Here is a 20,348-nt window from a genome sequence, read left to right as displayed (position 1 = left end):
CGACGACCCGAGTCTATCCACCGTCGGCGCAGTTCGGCAGGGCGCGAGTCAATACCGGCCGTCCCCGCCGATCGCGGCCTAAGCTCGACCCGTGGCACACACCGAGTCCTCGTTCATCGGCAATCACGGCACCCGCATCGAATACGACGTCTGGACCCCGGACGGCCCGCCCGTCGCGGTGCTGGTGCTCGCGCACGGGTTCGGCGAGCACGCCCGCCGCTACGACCACGTGGTGGAGCGACTGGTCGGGCTCGGTCTCGCGGTGTACGCGCCCGACCATCGCGGGCACGGACGGTCCGGCGGCAAGCGCGTCGAACTCAAGGCCTGGACGGACTTCACCGACGATCTGCACCGGCTCGTCGGCATCGCGACCACCGAACACCGAGGCCTCGACCTCTACCTGCTCGGCCACAGCATGGGCGGTGCCATCGCGCTGTCCTACGCCCTCGACCACCAGGATCTGCTGACCGGGTTGATCCTGTCCGGACCCGCAGTGGACGTGACCACCGGGGTACCCGGCGTCGTCGTCGAGGTCGGCAAGGTCGTCGGGCGCGTCCTCCCGTCGCTGCCCGTGCAGTCGCTCGACGCCAACCTGGTCTCCCGCGACCCGGCAGTCGTCGCCGCGTACAAGGCCGACCCGCTGGTGCACCACGGAAAGGTTCCCGCCGGGATCGCGCGCGGGCTGATCGTCAACGCGGAGTCGCTGCCCGAGCGGCTGCCGACCCTGCGGATCCCGCTGCTGTTGCTGCACGGCAGCGAGGACGGCCTGGTCAACGTCAACGGTAGTCGCATGATCGCCGCGACCGTCGGCTCGGACGACCTGACCTACACGGAGTACCCGGGGCTGTACCACGAGGTGTTCAACGAGCCCGAGCGCGAACAGGTGCTCGATGACCTGGTCGGATGGCTGCGGCCGCGGTTGAAGAACTGAACCGGTCGTAGGAAGGTATCGCCGTGTCGCAGTTGACTCATCGCACCGTCGCGCTGAACGGGATCGACATGCACGTCGCCGAGCAGGGCACGGGACGGCCGGTGGTGCTGTGCCACGGATTTCCCGGGCTCTGGTTCACCTGGCGGCATCAGATCGAGGCGCTCTCCTCGGCCGGCTATCGGGTGATCGCGCCCGACATGCGCGGATACGGCGGCACCAGCGCGCCCGTGGACCCGGGCGAGTACGACCGTCCGCACACGGTCGGGGACATGGTCGGACTGCTCGACGCGCTCGACATCGACCAGGCGGTGTTCGCCGGCCACGACTTCGGTGCGCACCTGGTGTGGGATCTGCCCGCCTGGGCGCCCGGCCGGGTGTCGGCGCTGATGCAACTGAGCGTGCCCCGCACCCCGCGACTGCCGGTCCGGCCGAGCGTCGGGTTCGCGTACCTCGCCTCCCAGCACTTCGCGCACGTGCACTACTTCCAGGAGCGGGGTGTCGCGGACCGAGAACTGGGGGAGCATCCGCGGGAGTTCCTCGCGAAGATCTTCCACGCGCTCAGCGGCGCGAACCGCTACCTCGACTGCTGGGACTTCCCGTCCGAGGGCAACGGCTACCTCGACGTGCTGCCGGAACCGCCTGCGCTGCCGTGGAACTGGCTCAGTGAGGGCGAGTTCGCGTACTACGTGGGCGAGTTCGGCCGGACCGGATTCACCGGCGGGCTGAACTGGTACCGCGCCGAGGACGCGGTGTGGGCGCAGAACGAGAGCCTGCACGACCGTCCGATCGAGTTGCCGGTGACCTTCATCGCCGGCGCGAAGGATCCAGTGCTGGAGATGATGGGCCGGGATCCGTTCGCCGCGATGCGGAGGCTGGTACCGGGACTGGTGTCGACCCACGTGATCGACGGCGCCGGGCACTTCGTGCAGATGGAGAAGCCCGCCGAGGTGAACGCGGCGATGCTCGAGTTCCTGACTGGCCTGCCCGGCTGACCTCCCGCGACCTTCCCGAATGGCCCATTCGTTCGGTCAGAGTGAACGAATGGGCCATTCGGGAGGCGTGGCGCGGGGCTACTCGATGGTTGCGAGCGAGGCGAGCGTGCCGGAGCAGGCGTCGGCCACCTCGGCACCCTTCTTGTCGAAGTGCGCGGTGAAGAAGTCGGCGTGATCGGCATGCTCGTGGAAGTGGTGCGGGGTGAGCACCGCGGAGAACACCGGGACGTCGGTGTCGAGCTGCACTCGCATCAGACCGTCGATGACGGCCGACGCGACGAACTCGTGCCGGTAGATGCCGCCGTCGACGACCAGGCCCGCGGCGACGATCGCGGAGAACCGGCCGGTGCGGGCGAGGCGCTGCGCGTGCAGCGGGATCTCGAAGGCGCCGGGGGTCTCGAAGTACTCGATCTCGGACGGGTCGTGGCCGAGCTCACGCCACCGCGCGGTGAAGGCGTCACGCGCGTGGTCGACGATGGACCGGTGCCAGGTGGCCTGGACGAAGGCAATGCTCATGCACCGATGCTAGAGCCGGGCGACGGTGGGACACCAGGGGGGGAGGGCCGCGACCCCGAGTTTCCGTACCAGTAGGTTTGAATATGGTTGGTGTGCAGCCGGATTCGTCCAGCGTGCCGATTCGCGGGGCGTCCGTACAGTGGGAGCATGGACAAGCCCGGCGTGACACTCGAGAACTCCGACGCGGTTTACGACTACTACCTTGGCCACCAGCAGAATCGGCTGCTCGCCAAGGCGGCCTACGCGACGCTCGCGGCGCGGTTCCGCCCCCGGGTCCGGTACGCCGAGGGCGCGCGGGAGCGGCTGCGCGAGCTGGTGCGCTCGAACACCCGACTTGTGCTGGCCGTCAATCACCTGACCGAGCGGGATCCCTACACGGTGGCGGGGGCGGCCTGGTGCAGCCCGCTGCGACCTGTCATCGGGCGGACCCGGGTGCTGGCAAAGGACGAGCTGTTCGCCGAGCCCAAGCGGCGGGACCGCATCGACCTGATGGGCAGCATCCCGGTCTTCCGCGGCAAGAACCACGGCATGCGGGCGGTCAACGCGGCAGGTCAGCGGATGATGGACGTGTGCGCCGAACGATTGCGCCGGGGCGACGACCTGGCCATCTTCCCGGAGGGCACCTGCAACGAGGACGACCCGGCCCGGCTCCAGCGGATCGGCAGCGGCATCGGTCACATCACCAGTCGGGCGGTCAAGCTCGGCGTGCGTCCGGCCCTGGTGTACATGGGGATCAGCTACGGCCCCGGCGTCGACCGGCACGCCGACGACGCGGCGGTGCGGGGGGCCAGCGTGTTCTTCGCGGCGCCGGTGACGGACCTGCCCGACAAGCCTGCCGAGATCGCCCGACTGGTGCAGGCGGGGCTGCAGGAGGCCGTCGACGATGCGGTTGCGCGGTACTGAACCGGGACGCGCTCCGGTTCCGCGACGTCAGGTCTGGCGATCCGTCAGCGATCGCGCGGTCAACTGGTCGACGAACTCGCGGAAGAACGGGGTGTCCTCGAGTAGTTCGAGGATGATGCCGGGTGCGGCGGCCGAGCGGAAGTAGCAGTAGCGCTGGCCTGTGGCGTCGGCGCCGTCGGCGAACAGTTCGAGCCCGTTTCGCTGTGCGTGCTCGGTGTCCTCGACGATGTTCTCGCTGAGGGTTGCCACCCGCTGCAGGCCGATGATCGGCTGATTTTCCTGGTCGTGGAAGGGCGACGGGCCGTCGCCCTTCGCCTGCAACAGCTCGACCAGCATGCCGGCGTGGACGGTGAGCGCGACGTCGACCGGCAACGAGATCTTCCTGCCGCCGTAGTTCATGGTGAGGGTCAGCCCGCGGAAGACGCTCCACGGCCCGATCCCGACCTGCTTCTCCCAGAAGTTCAGTAGCGTGTCGAGATCGTCGGTGGTGTAACTGATCTGCCTGACGGGCCCGAGCCATGACATCGCACTTTCCTTCCGTGGCAACGCTGTTCGTTGGGGTGGCCGCTGAGGCAACCATAGGCTGCGGCCACGCGGAGCCGAGGCGCTTCTCGAACAGTCACCGGCCCTGGGCGCACCCCGCCGAGATCGTGGCGGGGTGCGCCGTCCGCTCACTGCTGCGTGACCAGCACCTTCACCTCCGTGTCACGTCCTTCGCCGCGGAGCAGGTGGATGCCCTTGTCGAGGACCTCGTCGAGTCGGATGCGACTGGTGACGAGGGGAGCCGGGTCGATCCTGCCGTCCGCGACGGCGTCGATGACGGATCGGAAGTCGTCCCGGGTGTAGGCGAAGCTGCCGGTACACACCTTCTCGGTGACCATGAACGTGCCGGGATCGATGTCGATCGCCTCGTGGTACATCGCGACCGCGACTGTTCTGCCGCCTTTCCGGAGCGCGTCGAGGGCAGGCATGAAGGTCGCCTTCCCCACCCCTGCAGCGTCGAACGACGCGTCCACGCCCTGGCCCGCGGTCACCTCTCGCGCGTACGAGACGGGATCGACGGCCCGCGGGTCGATCGCGTCGGCGCCGAGCGCTGCGGCCAGCGCGCGTCGCCCCTCACTCACCTCGCTGACGATGACGCGCCCAGCCCCGTGGGCCTCGAGACACAGGAGCAGCCCGAGGCCGATCGGTCCACCACCGACGACGAGTGCGGTCTGGCCCTCGACGATCCCGCTCTGACGCACGGCGTGCCACGCCACGCTCAACGGTTCGATCAGGGCTCCGGTCTCCGGAGTGAACCCGGCGGGGAGAACGAAGACCTTCGGGGCGGGTGCGACCACGTACTCGGCGAATCCGCCGCCGCCCCCGTTGACGCCGAGGAAGGCGCTCTGCTCGCACAGGTTGGGCTCGCCTCGCACGCACGCGGGGCAGGTGCCGTCTTCCAGGTTCGGCTGAACCGCGACCAGCGCACCGATCGGGATTCCTGCCACGCCGCTACCGATCTCGGTGACATATCCGGAGAACTCGTGGCCGAGCACGTGCGGTCCGTGCTCGCCGATCAGCGGATGCGGCCAGTCGAGCGGTACCGGAGCGGTCTCGTAGAGGGCGAGGTCGGAACCGCAGATTCCGGTGCAGGCGATGCGGATCTTGACCATTCCGGGACGGATCTCGGGCTCCGGGATCTCGTCCAGACGGGCGTCGGAAGCGCCGTGCAGACGCAGACCGAGCATGGGTCCTCCTAGCTGTGGATTCGACTTTTGTGGCTCGGGGTCACCAGGAGGAGGCGTCGAGCACGATCTTGCCGTGCACGCCGCCCGCGAGAAGGTGCTCGTAGGCCGCGCGGGTGTCACGAATCGGGAAGGTGCGCGCCACCTTCACCTCGATCCGTCCGTCGGCCGCTGCGTCGGCCAGTTCCGCGAGGTCGTTGCCGCTCGGCGTGACAACGAGGTAGCGGCCACCGAGTGCCTCTGTCTGGGGTGCGGCGACCGATACCGCACGTTCCGGATTCCCCACCAGAGCAACGAGATCCGCGAGGCACTCGCCGCCGTAGGTGTCGACGAGCGAGGTGGTTTCGGGGTCGACCGCGGGCAGGCGCAATGCCAGGTCTGCGCCGTAGGGGACGGGTTCGGCTCCGAGGTCTCGGACGTAGTCGACGCTGTGCGGCGAGCAGATTCCGACGACCTGCGCGCCGGCCAGCTTGGCCAGCTGGATCGCAACGGTGCCGATACCTCCGGCGGCTCCGTTGATCACGACCGTCTCGCCGGCCTTCGGCGAGACGGCGCGGATGCATGCCAGGGCCGTGAGGCCGGCCGTGGGTAGGCAGGCCGCCTCGGCGAAACTCAGCTCGGTGGGCTTCGCAGCCGTGACCGCGGCCGGCACGGGCACGAGCTCGGAGAACGCTCCGACGAAGGGGGCAGCCGACCCGATGACCTCGTCGCCGACCCGGAAGTCCGTGACGTCGTCACCGATCGCGACGACGGTCCCCGACAGGTCGGAGCCGGCGACGGCGGGGAACTGAACCGGCGCGTAGTCCGCCAGGTACCCGGCTGTCGTTTTCCAGTCGACGGGATTGACGGACGCGGCGACGAGGCGAACCAGCACGTCACCGGGGCCGACCGGGCGATCGGCGATCTCGGACAGTTGGAGTACGGCGGGCGTGCCGTACTCCTGGTACACAACGGCTTTCATGATGTTTCTCCTGACAGAGGATGTGGAACGAGGTGCTTCGCGCGGCCCGGGTGAGCCGCCGGTGCGCGTTCAGGCGTCGGAGTTCGCCGCCGCCGCGCGTTCGATGTTCTCGGCGACCTCCGCCTCCCAGCTCTGCACGGCGCGGGTGGTGTCGATCTCGAACTCAAAGCGGCGGACCATGTCGTCGGTGACGTCCTCGACGTCCACGTAGAACTGCTGGTACCAGCGACGCTGCTGATAGACCGGGCCGTCCTCCTCGGATAGGAGGGGGTTGTCGATGCGGGCCTTGTTCTTCCAGATCTCGACGTCCTGCTCGAAGCCCATCTCGACGCCCTCGACGAACTTGGCGTCCATGCTGTCGTTCTCCTCGGCGGAGAGCCCGGGGATCTTCTTGACGATCGCGCCGTACTGCAGCACGAAGGAGTCGGGGCCGACCGGGTAGTGGGAGTTGATCAGGATGGTCTCGATCGTCATCCCGTTGGCCTCGCTCCAGAGGCGGTCGATCATGTAGGACGGCCCGTAGTAGGACGCCTCCGACCGCAGCGCGGAGTTCGGGTCGTCGTAGCTGGTGCCGACGACCATGTCCTGGCGCGGGGTGGAATGCATGATCTGGGTGGCGACGTGGCCCTCGAAGACGTTCTTGAAGTACCTGGGGAAGGCGTAGTGCACGTAGAAGAAGTGCGCCATGTCCACGTTGTTGTCGACGATCTCGCGGCAGTGCGAGCCTTCGACGAGCTGGGTGTTCCACGTCCAGTCGGTCCACTCGTCGGTGCCGTAGCCCTCGATCTCCGGGATGCCGACCTCGTCGGTGGGCTTGCTGCCCTGCGGGTCGTGCCAGACGAACAGTTGGCCGTTGCGCTCGAGGGTGACCCAGGAACGAGTCCGGGCGAGCGGCGGGACCCGGCGGGCGTACGGGATGTCGGTGCACTTGCCGTTGCCGCCCCAGCGCCAGTCGTGGAACGGGCAGGCGATGGAGTCGCCCTTGACGGTGCCCTGTGCGAGGTTGCCGCCCATGTGCCGGCAGAAGGCGTCGAGCACGTTGAGCTTGCCGTCGGACTCGGACTGGAAGACGACCAGCGACGTGCCGAAGGCGTCGATCTGGTGCGGCTTACCGTCCTGGAAGGTCTTCAGCAGGCCCAGGCAGTGCCAGCCGCGGGCGAAGCGGGTGGGATTGCTGCCGGACTCGATCTCCCTGATCTCGTCCGAGTCGGTGATGTTGGACGTCATGCTTGGTTCCTTACGTCGAATGTGGGTTCCGCGTCGCGGACGTCAGGCGATGGGTCGGACGGGGTCGGAGCCGTCCCAGGTGCGTGCCTGCTCGATCCCGTGCGCGACCATCGCGCGCATCCCGTCGCTCTGGATGTACTCGAAGACGGCATCGGGCTGGGCGAGCGAATGGACGTACGCGACCCGGGTGCCGGGGCCCTCCGCCGCGAAGAGCACCTCGAGGCCCCTTTCTCGTGCGGAGGCGAGGGATTCGTCGAGATCGTCTGTGATCCAGGCGATGTGGTGCGGGCCGATCTTCGGCTCGCCGGACTCGGTCGCGTAGGGGGAAGGAGTCGACGAGGTGATCTGCATGAGCTCGATCTGGAGTTCGCCCGTGTAGCCCATCGCGACGTCCATGGTCACCGTGGTGTCCTGCCCCGCGTAGCGGCCCTCGAGTGCGACGTCCCGGAAGACCGTCCACGGGCCCACGCCTGCGTGTTCCACCCAGTGCGCGACGCTGCTGTCCAGATCGGTGACGACGTATCCGATCTGCATGGCGGGTTCGGGGATCTGGTTCATCGGACCTCCTCAGGTTGTCGAGTTGGTTGAGCTGTCGGGGCGGCCGCTTCGACGAGTCGGGAAGGCATTCGGGCTGAGGTCCCACCCGTACGCGGCGGCTCTGTGTTACAAAATATGAATGCAAGATTTCAGTGAAGCGCGTGATCTTAACCACACTCCACGCGACGCGGCAAGAGCCGGTTCCGTGGACTTTTCGCCCCGGGCCTCGGTCGACCGGAAGTCCCCGCCGACCGAGCGGGTCGTGCAGATCCTGAACCTGCTGGCAGACACGCCGAGTGAGCGCCTCACGCTCACTCGAATCGCGGCCGCGCTCGGCCTGAACAAGCCGACCTGCCTGGGCATCCTCAGCGCGTTGACCGAGGCCGAGTTCGTTACACGCGACGACGCGAAGTCGTACGGGCTCGGGCCGGCGCTGCTGCGCCTCGGGTCGGCGGCCGAGTCGGGTCTGGCGAATCTCGATCTGGTCCGCCCGTTTCTGGCCGACCTGCACGACCGGCTCGGAGTGAGCTGCATCCTCACGGCTGTCCACGGCGGTCAGATCGTGATCCTCGACCGGCTCGGCCCCGCCATTCCGGGCGACCGCCGCGACCTCGTCGGCGAACGGTTCCCCCTCTCGCCGCCGCTGGGCCTGGTGAACGTCGCGTGGGAACACGACAGCATCGTGGACGCGTGGCTCGAACGCCCTCCGCTGGCACCCCTGCCCGCGAGCGAGGACGCGGTCCGCGCCGTCATCGCCAGCGGCCGCCGGCACGGCTACATCGTCGAATGCCTGAGCGCCTCGACCACGTCGAGCGTGGTCCTCGCCAGCCTGCTGGTCTCCGGCATGCCGCGGAGGGTGATCGACGAGCTCCGCCGGCACCTGCCGCCGGTGGACTGGTCCGAGTTCGTCGCGACGATGCCGGTCGACCGCGCGGCGACTCTGCCCGTCGCCAACATCAGTGCCCCGATCTTCGACCGGCACGGCGCGCAGCAGTACACCCTGACGCTGGTCCCGGAGCGGGCGGACGCCACCGTCGCCCAGTGCCGGGACTGGGCCGCTGCCGTCGTCCGTGCCGCGCGCGACGCGTCGTCGGCGCTCCGTGGCGGCTGACTCCACGCCCCGATGCATACCCCCTTGGGTATGCTTGGGCGAGACGACGAGAGAGGGACTCCCATGCAGCAAGTGGATCTGACTGGCCTGGACGAGGCGTTGGCGGCGGGCGCACCGGTGATCGACGTGCGCGAGGCCGACGAGTACGCGCAGGCCCACGTGCCCGGCGTGACGCTGATCCCGCTCAGCGAGTTCGTCGGACGTGTCGGCGAGATTCCTTCGGCGCCAACCGTGTTCGTGATCTGTGCCATGGGTGGCAGGAGTGCGCAGGCTGCGAACTTCCTGAATGCGTCGGGCATCAACGCGGTCAACGTCGTCGGCGGCACCGACGCGTGGGTCGCCTCGGGCCGGCCGGTCGAGACCGGGGCCTGACAGTCGGAGCCCCCGCGGTCCGCGGGGGCTCCTTGGTGTCAGTAGTTCAGCACCAGGTTGTGCCGGCCGGGGTTCATCCAGCCGGTGACGACGGCCTTCGCCGGATTCTGCGCAGTGCCGCCGCATCCGACGACGACCCTGAAGCGTCCGGCGTCATAGGTGGTGAACGTGTAGTTCTGGGTCCAGCCGGCGCCGGCGCCGTCACTGAGCTTGCTCGGCCCGGACTCGCCCTTCTCGCTGGCGACCCAGGCGGCAACCGGCCGCGACTTCTGGCTCGCGGAGTTCTGGCAGGTCACGGTGCCGAAGATGGTCTGCGGCGTCAACGCCTGTGCGGACGGCGCCGCGACGACGGCGGCCGCGGCAGCGAGGGCCGCGGCGGCAGGTGCGGCCTTGAGGAAGCGCATCTGGATCCCTTCGATTGCGTGGGCTTTCGAAATCGACCGATGCAGAGTCTACGACCGCAATCCCGGTGCGGGGTCCGAATCGGGCTCAGCGCCACGCCCGGTCGTAGGCGTTCTCCTCCGCCTCGCGGGCGGCGCGGCGCTTCGGGTTGTCGAGTTCCATCGGCAGTCCGTTCTTCTGCAGCCGCCGGGCCCGGTTCTGGTGGATGTAGACCACCGAGTAGAAGACCGCGAGCGACAGCCCGAGCAGGACCATCGCCCCGCGCAGCCACAGCGGGCCGGGGAAGAACATGAAGGCCACGTACAGCGGGACGAACGGCACCTGGGCTCGGACGAGGTGCCGGATCACGTAGTGGTCGCCGGTGATGTCGTTGACGACCCAGTCGTTCATCGACTCCGGTAGGCGCGCGCCGCAGGCGTACGCGATCCACTGCAACGGGTTCGGTCGGGTGGCGCTCATTTCTCCAGTGCTCCTGCCTCGAGTGCGGCCTTGTTGATGTCGGTGAGAACGCGGTGCAGCTCCTCGAGCTGCGGCAGCCCCACTCCGAGCGCCGCGACGACGGCAGGGGGGATCCGTTCGGCCTGCGCGCGCAGTTGGCGTCCGGCCTCGGTCAGGTCGACGACCAACGACCGTTCGTCCTCGGCGCTGCGGCTGCGGGTGATCAGGCCGGAGGTCTCGAGCCGCTTGAGCAGTGGCGAGAGCGTCGGCGAGTCCAGTTGCAGCGCGGCGCCGATCGACTTCACCGACATGGGCGCCTCGCCCCAGAGCGCGAGCATCACCAGGTACTGCGGGTGGGTCAGGCCCATCGGCTCGAGCAGCGGCCGGTAGACGGCGAGCACCGCCCGGTTGGCGACGGCCAGCGCGAAGCAGACCTGACGGTCCAGTGCGAGCGGGTCCGATTCGACTGCGGTCATGGAAAGAAGCGTACACGAATAGATCGCGCACTAACTAAATTTGTAATGCGCATCCTGTGATGCACATCCATTGAATGGGGGTTCATGTGCGGGGTTCGGCCCGGAACGAGCCAATGAACCCCCATTCAACGCTTCGTGGAACGGAGAGGGAGGAGGGTGGGGGTGTCGGCTGTTACGGGCGGCGACCGAGGCAGGCGGCGAGCCGGTCGATCGCGGGCGCGTCGTCCGCGACCTCCTGGGGCGGTCCGAAGGGGCTGCGGTCGGGCGGGATGGCGGACAGCTTGCTGCGGGTGAATTCGAGCTCCTGCTCGGCCAGCGCGTCCGGAAAGTGGACCTCCTGGCCGGTTGCCCGGGCGAGGTCCCAGCCGTGGGTGAGGACCTCGGTGATCCGCAGGTGGAGCGCCACGATGCCGGGGACCGTGCCGAAGGGGACTGTGATCTGCTGCTCATGCGCTCCTGGTTGCCGAAACGCCGCGAGCACCGCGTCGGCGGCCTCGCGGTAGGCGGCCACCGGGTCGGAACCGAGCGACTCGACTGGTGGCGGTCCGGGGATGCCAGCCGGCTGGCGTCGGCTAACGACCTCGGCAAACATTGTGTTGCCCGAGACCAGGTGGGCGACCAATTGGCGGACGGTCCACTCGGTGCACGGGGTGGGTGCGTCCCACTGGTCGTCCCGAACGGCGGCGACCAACCGTGTCGTGTCGGCCAGGACTCGGGCGAGTTGGTCTTCGGGGGTGGGAGCCATTCATCCGTCGTACCACCGCCGGCGCCCGAGCGGAACCTGCATCGGGCGGAAGCGGGGGAAGAGGCGGCTCCGCCGCAGTGGTGCGGTTGTGGACGCCCTGGACTCCGTAACCGCACCACTGCGCGTCAGCGCATCTGGGGGCGATACTGGGAGATACAGACATCTGGGGTGCGGCGGACAGGGGCACAACGTGGACGGGAATGTGTACGACGCGGTCGTCGTCGGGGCCGGATTCGGCGGCATGGGAGCCGCGATACAGCTCAAACGGCTGGGCCTGACGAATCTGCTGATCCTCGAGCGCGAGGCCGAGCTCGGTGGCACCTGGCACGTCAACCGGTATCCGGGTCTGGCCGTCGACATCCCGTCGGTGAGTTACTCCTACTCATTCGAGCCCAACCCGAACTGGTCCCGGCTGTTCGCGCCGGGCGCGGAGCTCGAGCGGTATGCCGGGCACGTCGCCGACAAGTACGACCTGCGCCGGCACATGCGTTTCGGTGCGGTGGTCGAGGGTGCGCGCTGGGACGAGGACGCGCAGCGCTGGGTGGTCGCCATCGAGGGCGGCGAGCAGGTCGTCGCGCGGTGCCTGCTCACCGCGACGGGATTCCTGTCCCAGCCGCACCTGCCGGACATCCCGGGTATCGACTCGTTTGCCGGCACTGTCGTACACACGACCGCCTGGGACGACGGGCTCGACCTGACCGGGACCCGGGCGGCGATCATCGGCACCGGGGCGACCGCCGTTCAGCTGATCCCCGAGGTGGCGCGCCGGGCGGCGGAGCTGACCGTGTACCAGCGCACGCCGATCTACGTGGTGCCGAAGGTGGACGTGCCGATCCCGCGGCCCGTCCGGCGACTGTTCGCTCGGGTTCCACTGGTGCAGAAGGGGGCTCGTGCCGTCAGCGGGGCGTTGCTGGAGCTGCTGATGGTCAGTGCGGTGCTGCACTTCAAGCAGGCGAAGCTCCTCAACAAGGGGGCGGCGCTGGCGTCGCGGGTCTTCCTGCGGGCGCAGGTGGGCGAGAAGGACCTGCGCCGCAAGCTCACCCCCGACTACGACTTCGGCTGCAAGCGGCCGACATTCTCCAACAGCTACTTCCGGACGTTCACCAAGCCGCACGTGCATCTCGAGACCGGAACCATCGCGCGCGTCGAGCCGGACGCCGTCGTCACCGCGGACGGTCGCCGCGCCGAGATCGACACCCTGATCCTGGCCACCGGCTTCAACCTGTGGGATGTGAACTTCCCGGCCATCGAGGTGATCGGACGCGAGGGGCGGAACCTGGGAAAGTGGTGGCGGGACAATCGGTTCCAGGCGTACGAGGGCGTTGCGGTGCCGCACTTCCCGAACTTCCTGACCCTCGCCAGCCCGTACTCGTACAGCGGGCTGTCGTACTTCACCACCATCGAATCGCAGATGGCGCACATGGACCGGTTGTTCGGGGAGTTGCGGCGGCGCGGCGCCGACGTCTTCGAGGTCACCGAAGAGGCCAACGCGAAGTTCCTCGACCGGATGACCGCCAAGCTCGACGACTCCGTGTTCTACGGCGGCAGTTGCCAGACCGCGCGCAGCTATTACTTCAACCAGCACGGTGAGGCGGCGATCCTGCGGCCCACCTCCACCGCCAACGCGTTCCGGGAGGCGCGGAGCTTTCCACTGGGTGACTACGAGATGCGTTCGTACTCGACGGTGAAGTAGCCGTCGGTCGGCTGCGGGTTGGCGTCTCGCAGGGCACACACCTTGTAACGAGGTCGCACCGGCGTTACGCCCACAGTGGGGGTGTGACGTCGGCACAAGGTGTGTGAGGCGGTTGATGTCGCGCGAACCCACTCACCACTACGGTGTTGGATGGTCACATGTCGACGAACGATGCTCTGCCGATCCGGCTGCCGCGGGTGCTGCGGGACGGCGACGACGCCGCGGCCGTGGACGTGCTGCAGGAGTACTTCACCCGCAAGGTCGTCAAGACCGGTTACCTGAGGACCGGTGCGCTGTGGGACACCTGGGATCCCAGTGGCCGCCGCGATGCCGACCGCGACGTCTTCACCGCCGACGACCTCGTCGCGGTGACCCTGTTGTCGGTCCAGGTTCCGGCGCAGGGAGCGCTGATCCTGTTGGGGGAGAAGCATTCCGAGTTGTGTGATCTGCTCGCCGAGATCGGTCCGGACCGGGATCTCGTCGACGAGGCGGAGGTTCTCACGGAGGATGCCCCGCAATGGCGGCTCGAGACCGCACTCTGGGAGATTCACGGCATCGGCCGCACCATCGCGTCCAAACTGATAGCCCGCAAACGACCGCGCCTGCACCCGGTCTACGACGAGGTCGTCGGCCGGGAACTCGGCACGAAGGGCGCACACCTCGAACCGATGAGGTGTGCACTACGGGCGCGCGACGGGGAACTGCACCACCGGCTGATCACCCTGCGCGAGCGGGCGGGACTGCCGGAGTCGGTACCGGCGGTGCGCATCCTGGACGTGCTGGCCTGGATGCAGGGCAAGAAGTACCTTCCGCGAACCGGGTGAGCGGACGGGGTGGCTGTTTGGGCGAGGTACGCGGGTAGCGAACAGGAGATCGTCGCCCGGTCGCGCGTCGTCGTGGTGACCGGTCCCGGCTCGGTGTTGGATGGGTGCATGTCTATGTCTGGGAGCCCGGTACCGGGCGTGGTCGTACCCGACTCCGTCCATGACGCACTCGACGTGCGGGGATGGGCGGTGCGCGCAGCGTCGACACGGGGGAGCACGCACCCTTCCGACCTGACCCCCCGCCAGGACGCGTACGCCGTGCGGCAGGGCAACGGTCGGATCGTGGCGGTCGTCTGCGACGGACTCGGCGCGATGGATTACTCGCACCTGGCCGCGGAGGCGGCGAGCGCGGCACTCGCGGACCACCTGCTCACCGCCGAACTGGAGGTCTCCGGGGACTGGACCGCGCACTTTCGGGTTGCCTCGCTGGCGGTGACGCGGGCCGCGGGTGCCCTACTCGGCGACCGCGCACCGAGCCTCGACGAGGTCGCCGACGTCATGGCCACCACCGTGACGGCCCTGGTCATCGAGGGCGTCGACGGTCCCGGACCGTGGCTGGCCCACGCCGCCACCGTCGGCGACAGCAGCGCGTGGTGGCGTCGCACCCGCTCCGGTGCGCTGGACTTCGAACCGTGGCTGTTGATGTCCGGTGGACGATTGACCCGCCGCGAGGTCGCGACCTCACGGGCTCTCGCGTTGCCGGTGCCCGACGACGCGGTCGTCGCGGGGACGAGTTACGAGATCGGTCCGGAGGAACTGCTGGTGGTCTGCAGCGACGGCGTCGCCGACGCGTTCGACGACGGTGGCAGCCCCGTCGCCGCAGCTTTCGCCGCCGGGTGGACCAATCCGCCGCGCCTGACCGAGCTCGCGCATCGCGTCGCCTTCGAGTCCTCGCGGTCGGCGGACGACCGCACCGTGGTTGCGGTGTGGACGCCGCGGTGACACGGTGCTCGGGCGCCGGCGAACTTGGCCACAGTCCGGAAGGCAGGCAGCGTCTGTCCTCACGGCGATGCCGAGGAGGTGCTCGACGAAGCCGGATCCGGCCCGTCAGAGCAGGTCGTCACCCGGCGCTTCCCGGGTGACCATCGAGCGTGACGAACCGCCGGAGCTTTCCGGTCGATTCGTGTCGCTCGAGCTGGCCGACGACGCGGACGCGCACCTCCGGATCCGGCAGCCCATGCCGGCGCAGTGCGGCCACCATCGACGAAGTCAGTGTGGCCGTGTCGGGTTGGCCCACCACGAGGATCTCTGCCCCGGCGCTGGACTGCCGAACCTGGTACTCGGAGATACGAGGATCGGTGCCGAGCACGTGGCGGAACGCGCTCGCGGGTACCGTGCACGCCCCATAGCGGAAGTCGTCGTCACGGCGGCCGGCGATGTCGGCCACCCGCACGAATGCGCTTCCGCAGGAGCACTTTCCAGGTAGCATCGTGACCTGGTCGCCGAGGTCGTAGCGAATGAACGGGAATGTCCGGTTGGCGAGCCCCGTGGCAAGCGTCCTGGCGGCGGGCTGGTCGTCACCGACCGGCACCCCGGCCTCGTCGACGCGTTCGAGTATCACCTCGTCCTCGCATACGTGCAGCCCGCCGGCGTGCCCGCATCCGACCGCCTGCACGCCGATCTCGGTCGACCCCCAGAGGTTGTGGACCGGCACGTGCCAGGCATCACGCACCGCCTGTCGATCCTCGTCGAGCAGCGGCTCGGAGTTCGTGCTGACCCGGGCAAGCCCGGGCAAGCCGGAGCTCCAAGTCTCCCGCCAGGGCTGCGCGCGCAAGCCGGCCCACCACCGTCGCGTACCCGACGAGATGGGTGGGCCGGGCGGCCGCGACCGCGGCGAGGACCTCGTCGAACGGTGCGCGAGCGGGGATCACGACCGTGTCCATCCCCGGTGCGGTCGCCACGTCGAACAACGGCGTGCTGGCATGCGGCGGCTCACCGGCGGCGAGCACCGCGAGGCGGGTTGCACGTTGCGGCGGCGGACCCCGCCGCTCCTCCCGCGCCTGGAATCGCCAGGCAAGGCAGGCGAAGGACACGAACAGCTCCCAATCCCACGCGTACACACCCCGCACACCGCTCGACCCGCCGGAGCTGAAGATCTGCTGACCGCCCGGCGTGTACGAAAACCACGGTTGCTCGGCCAGAATGCGCTCTGCCTCATGGCGGTCGAGGTCGGGGACCGTCGCGATGGAGTCCCACTCGTCCTGGGCTTCCTGTTTGGTCATCGCCGGCAGCCTCGTCAGGTCGGCGACCGTCGCGGAGGACGGATCGACGTCACGCAATCGTCGCGAGTGAAAGGGTGACCGCTCGCGGGCGTATCCGAGCAGCGCCCGCAGCCGCTGGTCGCGGTAGCGCTCGATCTGTTCCCGCGACCAGTCCAGGCGCCCGATGTGGTCCACGAACGCCGCTTGAACCGCATCGATGTGTGCGCCGCGCACGCGCTCATATGCCGCTCTTTCGCGCACCTGATGACTGTTGTCGTGGACCGACCGGGACATCGCTCTCCTCCGTGCCAGAGGCAGATCTTGGGTCAGCTCGTGTTCCCGCCGACCAGTCTTCCACAGCCGCGCAATCAGATCACCTCTGCGAACGTGCCGTTGGCGGTTCACGGAGCTGTTGCGTAGGTCCCCGGGTCGATGTCCTTGCCCGCCAAGAAGACTCCGTCGCCCCTGATGAGTGTTGGGCGGCGGTCCGTTCCTTCGGCAGCAACGCCTGCACGCGCTGCACGATCGAGGCGATGCGCCCCGAACGGGTCCGACCACGCGAGGACGCCGATACCGACGCCGAACAGTCGCGCCGCGACTATCGCGCGGGTAGACGGCCAGCGGTGCGGCTTTGCGGTGGTCGCGGACGCGATGACCGCCGCGGAGGAGTCCGTGCGGACCGGTGACGGACGCCGGGGGCCCGAGGCCGCGGAACGGGTCGGGGAGGTGGTGCGCGCCGCCGCGGCCGTGGTCCGGGCCCGTACCCGGCGCAACCGGAGGATCGGAGACAAGTGAGCGTCGATGTCCGGAACCGGGAGGGCGGCGCTGATTCTCAGGTCACCAGCGTCCAGGTGCCGCACCGCCGCGCGGTGAAGGCGACGTCCGAGGCGCGGATCGTCACCACCGCGGGGCCGTTCTCGTTGCCGTTGGCGAGGATCTCGTCGAAGTCGCCGCTGGTGCCGCTCGACCGCTGCCAGTAGCACCCGCTGGTGCCGCTGTTGCGGTAGGTCCCCGGATTGATGTCCTTGCCCACCAGGAAGATTCCGTCTCCCTTGATGGTGTGCCGGGCCGCCTCCCGTTCCTTCGGCAGCAGCGCCTGCTCACGCTGGGCGAGCTGTCCGCTGAGGCTGTCCAGCTGAGTCTTGCGGGTGTCGAGTGCGGCGTTCTCGGTCCGGATGCGGTCGGTCAGCCCCTTCTCGCGCTGCTCGACCGACTGCTCGCGCTGTGCCGTCGACTGCTCCAACTCGGTCGCGGCCTGCTCCCGCTGCTCGATCGAGGCGATGCGTTCGCCGAACGGGTCCGACCACGCGAGAACGCCGACGACGACGCCGGCCACCAGCGCCGCGACCATCGCGCAGACCCACGGCCACCGGTGGGGCTTGGTGGGGTCTGCGTCCGGCGTCGTGGGATCCGGCGGCTGCGCGCTGGGGAAGTACTCGGTCACGTCGAGCTCCTGTGCATACGAACGAGGTCGCGCGCCAACGGGTTGGTCCCGTCATTGCGCGACGCGCCCCCGACTTTGCGAGAGCCGCACAGACTGACAGAGGGCACCGACAGGTTCTGTCGCCGGTGCCAATTGCCGACCGCTGGGCCTGATTTCTGTAGTACCCCGCGGCTCGAGTTCATCGGCTCCGCACGGTGAGGCACCGTGCTGTACCCGGTGGTGGCGCGGTGGTCGGCTCGCGCCACACGCGACCCCTCGCGGAGATTCCGGTGCCCGTGGAATCGACGACGCGGTCGACGCCGCGAGCGCGTGACATCGGCGCCGAGACGGTCGCGATGTGAGCGCTGACACAGGCCATTTCGCGGTCGGCGGGTGTCGAGTGATGCTTTTCGCCCCGAATGTCCGATCGGGATCGATCTGCCAGGAAACGTGAAGGTTCCCAGCATTGCGAACCGATTCGACGTGCGGGTACCAATGAGGTGTCACTCAGTCGTGCAACGTATTTCGGAGCACCCTGATTCGGCAACACACCCCCTCGACAAAAGGAGTACTTCCATGGGTTCGTCGAACGATCAGCTCGGTCAGATCGGTTCCATCGCAGGGCTCGGCGCCGTCGCGCTCGCCGCGATCTGGGCAGGCACCGGGCTCGTGTCGATGTCCTGACGCACGTCGCTGCAGGCAGGCGTCCAGCCCGTGCCCGATCGGGCACGGGCTGGACCTACAGGTATTGCGCCCGCCAGGCGAGCACCCCGGTCCCCACGCACACCCCCGCCATCAGCACCACCCACACCCATCGCGGCAGATGGGTGAGGGTGCGCAACTGATCGAGATCCGATCGGCCCGACCAGGTTCGGGCGACCTCGACGACGGTGCGCAGGTTCCCGATCAGCAGCAGCCAGATCACCACGTAGCCGAAATGCAGTTGCAGGGTGGGCGATCCGTAGTAGGCGACGGCGCCGATGGTCGATCCGGACGCGGCGAGCACCAGCAGCCCGAAGACGTTGCGGATGAACGGCACCATCGCCACGATCAGCGCGACCGCACCCCACAGCAGCACCCGGAGTTGACCGGCGGCGATCAACGCCGCCCCGCCCAGGCCGAGCAGTGACGGCGCCAGGTAGCCGGCGGCTGCGGTCAGCACCATTCCGGGCCCGCGCGGCTTGCCGCGGGAGAGAGTCAGCCCAGAGGTGTCCGAATGCAACCGGATCCCGGTCAGCCGCCGCCCGGTCGCCACCGCTGCGACGGCGTGCCCGGCCTCGTGCACGAGTGTCACCGCGTGGCGAGTCAGCCCCCACAGCGGTCCGACCAGGACGAGGGCCGCCGCGACGGCGATCGGGAGGTAGGCGGACCACTGGTCCCAGTACGAGTTCACCCGACCATGGTGCCAACCACGGCCGGATCGCCCGCAGCGGCCGCCGCGATCCTCAGTCCTGGATCCGGTGGAACGGCCGTGCCTGTTCGAGCTCGAAGGCCAGTTCCAGCAGGGTCCGCTCGTCGCCGTGCGCTGCGGAGAAGTGTGAGGCAAGCGGTAGTCCGGCCTCGGTCTGATGCAGGGGCAGCGAGATCGCCGGGCCGCCCGCGGCGTTGTTCAACGGGGTGAACGCCGTGTAGTCGACCAGCTTGCGGAACAGATCGTCGAAACTCTGTGTCGGAGAAAGATATCCGAGCATCGGGGTGGTGTGCGCGACCACGGGCGAGAGGATCACGTCGAACCTCGCGAACGCGTCCGTGTAGGCCCGCTGGGTGCGACGCAACCGGTACAGCGCTCGCGGTGTCTTCGCCATGTTCTTGCGGTACATCGTCGCCAGTCCCCGAGAGAGGTTGTCGGTCTTGGACTTGTCGAAGTCGGAACCGAGCATCTTCTTGCCCCCGCTGTGAATCGCGAAGGACAGGAACCCCCAGTACAGGCCGAAGTCCTCGACGAAGGACGGCCCGACGGGCATCGGCGCCTCGTCGACGTGGTGTCCGAGCTCGGCGAGCAGGTCCGCGGTGGCCCGGACCGAGTCGCGGGTCTCGTCGTCGGTCCGGAAACCGTTGACGGAGTCGAGGATCACCCCGATCCGCAGGCGGGTCGAGCTGGGGCCCTCGACGAGCCGGATCGGCGGGAGTTTCGGGTTGCGGTAGTGGCTCTCGGCCGCCGCGTAGTACCGGGCCGTGTCCCGCACCGTCCGCGTGACGACGCCCTGCGCGACGACCCGGATCGGCATCGACTGGTCCATCGGGTCGGCCACCGTGCGCCCACGGGTCGGTTTGAGGCCCACCAGCCCGCACGCGGCGGCCGGGATACGGATGGAGCCGCCACCGTCGTTCGCGTGCGCGATCGGCACCACCCCGGCCGCGACCAGGGCCGCGGAGCCCCCCGACGAGGCACCCGAGGAGAAGGCGGGGTTCCACGGGTTGTGCACCGGTTCGGCGCCCGCGTACTCGGTGGACGCGCTGAACCCGAACTCGGGCAGGCGGCTCTTGCCGAGCGAGACCAGCCCCGTCGACAGCAGCTGCGTCACAACGTCGCTGTCGCGGTCGGCCGGCTTCGGGGTGAAGGCGGCGCTGCCCTGCCCGGACGGCAGGCCCGTGACGTCGACGTTGTCCTTGACGACGGTGGGGACGCCGCCGAACACGCCCCGACGCGGCGAAGCGGCCTGCGAGAGGGCGCGGTCGTAGTCGGGGAACTGCACGGCGTTGAGCCGCCCCTGCACCGACTCGGCCCGCTCGACGGCCGCCTGCATCACCTCGCGGGCCGAGGCCTGCCCCGACGCGATCAGCTCGGCGACGCCGGTGGCGTCGAGCTCGCCCATGGCGTCGTCGCGAAAGGCGTGGACTCTGGTGCTGTCGGTGTTCATGGCGTCCT

22 protein-coding genes and 1 pseudogene are annotated in these 20,348 nt (G+C 68.8%); 9 read left to right on the top strand and 14 right to left on the bottom strand.

The window, feature by feature from the left end:
- Positions 1-91: 91 nt before the first annotated feature.
- Positions 92-931, top strand: coding sequence for an alpha/beta hydrolase (locus ACFVH2_RS20020; protein WP_378425215.1), 840 nt, complete (start codon positions 92-94; stop codon positions 929-931).
- A gap of 17 nt (positions 932-948) precedes the next feature.
- Positions 949-1,923, top strand: coding sequence for an alpha/beta fold hydrolase (locus tag ACFVH2_RS20015; protein ID WP_378425290.1), 975 nt, complete (start codon positions 949-951; stop codon positions 1,921-1,923).
- A 78-nt stretch (positions 1,924-2,001) separates the two neighbouring features.
- Here ACFVH2_RS20015 and ACFVH2_RS20010 read toward each other — a convergent pair whose 3' ends face one another.
- Positions 2,002-2,439 (bottom strand): 6,7-dimethyl-8-ribityllumazine synthase, encoded by a 438-nt coding sequence (locus ACFVH2_RS20010; RefSeq protein WP_378425217.1) that lies wholly within the window; start codon positions 2,437-2,439, stop codon positions 2,002-2,004.
- A 147-nt stretch (positions 2,440-2,586) separates the two neighbouring features.
- Between ACFVH2_RS20010 and ACFVH2_RS20005 the strand changes: the two genes are divergently transcribed.
- Positions 2,587-3,342: a lysophospholipid acyltransferase family protein gene (locus ACFVH2_RS20005; RefSeq protein ID WP_378425219.1), complete on the top strand. Its 756-nt coding sequence runs from the start codon at positions 2,587-2,589 to the stop codon at positions 3,340-3,342.
- A gap of 27 nt (positions 3,343-3,369) precedes the next feature.
- On the opposite strand, the gene ACFVH2_RS20000 is transcribed toward ACFVH2_RS20005, so the two are convergent.
- The 5 genes from ACFVH2_RS20000 to ACFVH2_RS19980 form a co-directional block, all read right to left on the bottom strand.
- The gene (locus ACFVH2_RS20000; RefSeq protein ID WP_378425221.1) at positions 3,370-3,867 is read right to left on the bottom strand and encodes a VOC family protein; all 498 of its coding nucleotides are present in this window, start codon (positions 3,865-3,867) and stop codon (positions 3,370-3,372) included.
- A 146-nt stretch (positions 3,868-4,013) separates the two neighbouring features.
- On the bottom strand, positions 4,014-5,072 hold the full coding sequence (locus ACFVH2_RS19995; protein WP_378425223.1) for a zinc-binding dehydrogenase: 1,059 nt from the start codon (positions 5,070-5,072) through the stop codon (positions 4,014-4,016).
- Between the two features lie 40 nt (positions 5,073-5,112).
- Positions 5,113-6,030, bottom strand: a complete 918-nt coding sequence (locus tag ACFVH2_RS19990) for an NADP-dependent oxidoreductase (protein ID WP_378425225.1) — start codon at positions 6,028-6,030, stop codon at positions 5,113-5,115.
- Positions 6,031-6,099: 69 nt separating this feature from the next.
- Positions 6,100-7,257 (bottom strand): Rieske 2Fe-2S domain-containing protein, encoded by a 1,158-nt coding sequence (locus ACFVH2_RS19985; protein WP_378425227.1) that lies wholly within the window; start codon positions 7,255-7,257, stop codon positions 6,100-6,102.
- A 42-nt stretch (positions 7,258-7,299) separates the two neighbouring features.
- Entirely contained in the window at positions 7,300-7,815 is a 516-nt protein-coding gene (locus ACFVH2_RS19980; RefSeq protein ID WP_378425229.1) for a VOC family protein, read from the bottom strand.
- A 184-nt stretch (positions 7,816-7,999) separates the two neighbouring features.
- Between ACFVH2_RS19980 and ACFVH2_RS19975 the strand changes: the two genes are divergently transcribed.
- On the top strand, positions 8,000-8,905 hold the full coding sequence (locus ACFVH2_RS19975) for an IclR family transcriptional regulator (protein ID WP_378425230.1): 906 nt from the start codon (positions 8,000-8,002) through the stop codon (positions 8,903-8,905).
- Positions 8,906-8,968: 63 nt separating this feature from the next.
- Complete coding sequence (locus tag ACFVH2_RS19970) at positions 8,969-9,277, top strand: rhodanese-like domain-containing protein (RefSeq protein WP_378425232.1); 309 nt, start codon at positions 8,969-8,971, stop codon at positions 9,275-9,277.
- A gap of 38 nt (positions 9,278-9,315) precedes the next feature.
- Here the strand turns inward: ACFVH2_RS19970 and ACFVH2_RS19965 are convergent, their stop codons facing one another.
- The 4 genes from ACFVH2_RS19965 to ACFVH2_RS19950 form a co-directional block, all read right to left on the bottom strand.
- The gene (locus tag ACFVH2_RS19965; RefSeq protein WP_378425234.1) at positions 9,316-9,681 is read right to left on the bottom strand and encodes a hypothetical protein; all 366 of its coding nucleotides are present in this window, start codon (positions 9,679-9,681) and stop codon (positions 9,316-9,318) included.
- Positions 9,682-9,766: 85 nt separating this feature from the next.
- Positions 9,767-10,138: a DUF5313 family protein gene (locus tag ACFVH2_RS19960; protein WP_378425236.1), complete on the bottom strand. Its 372-nt coding sequence runs from the start codon at positions 10,136-10,138 to the stop codon at positions 9,767-9,769.
- Positions 10,135-10,593 (bottom strand): MarR family winged helix-turn-helix transcriptional regulator, encoded by a 459-nt coding sequence (locus ACFVH2_RS19955; RefSeq protein ID WP_378425238.1) that lies wholly within the window; start codon positions 10,591-10,593, stop codon positions 10,135-10,137. The genes ACFVH2_RS19960 and ACFVH2_RS19955 overlap by 4 nt, the downstream gene beginning before the upstream one ends.
- A gap of 172 nt (positions 10,594-10,765) precedes the next feature.
- Positions 10,766-11,338: a TIGR03086 family metal-binding protein gene (locus tag ACFVH2_RS19950; protein ID WP_378425240.1), complete on the bottom strand. Its 573-nt coding sequence runs from the start codon at positions 11,336-11,338 to the stop codon at positions 10,766-10,768.
- Between the two features lie 190 nt (positions 11,339-11,528).
- On the opposite strand from ACFVH2_RS19950, the gene ACFVH2_RS19945 reads away from it, so the two are divergent.
- From ACFVH2_RS19945 to ACFVH2_RS19935, 3 genes are all read left to right on the top strand, one after another.
- Positions 11,529-13,031, top strand: a complete 1,503-nt coding sequence (locus ACFVH2_RS19945; RefSeq protein ID WP_378425242.1) for a flavin-containing monooxygenase — start codon at positions 11,529-11,531, stop codon at positions 13,029-13,031.
- 158 nt (positions 13,032-13,189) lie between these two features.
- A complete protein-coding gene (locus tag ACFVH2_RS19940; protein WP_378425244.1) occupies positions 13,190-13,855 on the top strand; it encodes a DUF6308 family protein in 666 nt (221 codons plus the stop codon).
- A gap of 108 nt (positions 13,856-13,963) precedes the next feature.
- Entirely contained in the window at positions 13,964-14,797 is an 834-nt protein-coding gene (locus ACFVH2_RS19935) for a protein phosphatase 2C domain-containing protein (RefSeq protein ID WP_378425246.1), read from the top strand.
- Positions 14,798-14,915: 118 nt separating this feature from the next.
- On the opposite strand, the pseudogene ACFVH2_RS19930 reads toward ACFVH2_RS19935, so the two are convergent.
- Positions 14,916-16,350, bottom strand: a pseudogene (locus ACFVH2_RS19930) (phenylacetate--CoA ligase family protein).
- Positions 16,351-16,692: 342 nt separating this feature from the next.
- On the opposite strand from ACFVH2_RS19930, the gene ACFVH2_RS19925 reads away from it, so the two are divergent.
- Entirely contained in the window at positions 16,693-16,851 is a 159-nt protein-coding gene (locus ACFVH2_RS19925) for a hypothetical protein (protein ID WP_378475722.1), read from the top strand.
- Between the two features lie 37 nt (positions 16,852-16,888).
- On the opposite strand, the gene ACFVH2_RS19920 is transcribed toward ACFVH2_RS19925, so the two are convergent.
- The 3 genes from ACFVH2_RS19920 to ACFVH2_RS19910 form a co-directional block, all read right to left on the bottom strand.
- Positions 16,889-17,500, bottom strand: coding sequence for a hypothetical protein (locus ACFVH2_RS19920; RefSeq protein WP_378425250.1), 612 nt, complete (start codon positions 17,498-17,500; stop codon positions 16,889-16,891).
- A gap of 718 nt (positions 17,501-18,218) precedes the next feature.
- The gene (locus ACFVH2_RS19915) at positions 18,219-18,872 is read right to left on the bottom strand and encodes a M50 family metallopeptidase (protein ID WP_378425251.1); all 654 of its coding nucleotides are present in this window, start codon (positions 18,870-18,872) and stop codon (positions 18,219-18,221) included.
- A gap of 52 nt (positions 18,873-18,924) precedes the next feature.
- A complete protein-coding gene (locus ACFVH2_RS19910) occupies positions 18,925-20,340 on the bottom strand; it encodes an amidase (RefSeq protein WP_378425253.1) in 1,416 nt (471 codons plus the stop codon).
- Positions 20,341-20,348 lie beyond the last annotated feature (8 nt).

The organism is Rhodococcus sp. NPDC127527 (genome assembly GCF_042672245.1).
Taxonomy (GTDB): Bacteria; Actinomycetota; Actinomycetes; order Mycobacteriales; family Mycobacteriaceae; genus Rhodococcus_G.
The sequence above is the reverse complement of the archived record's forward strand: the minus strand, read 5'-3'. Positions and strand labels throughout refer to the sequence as shown.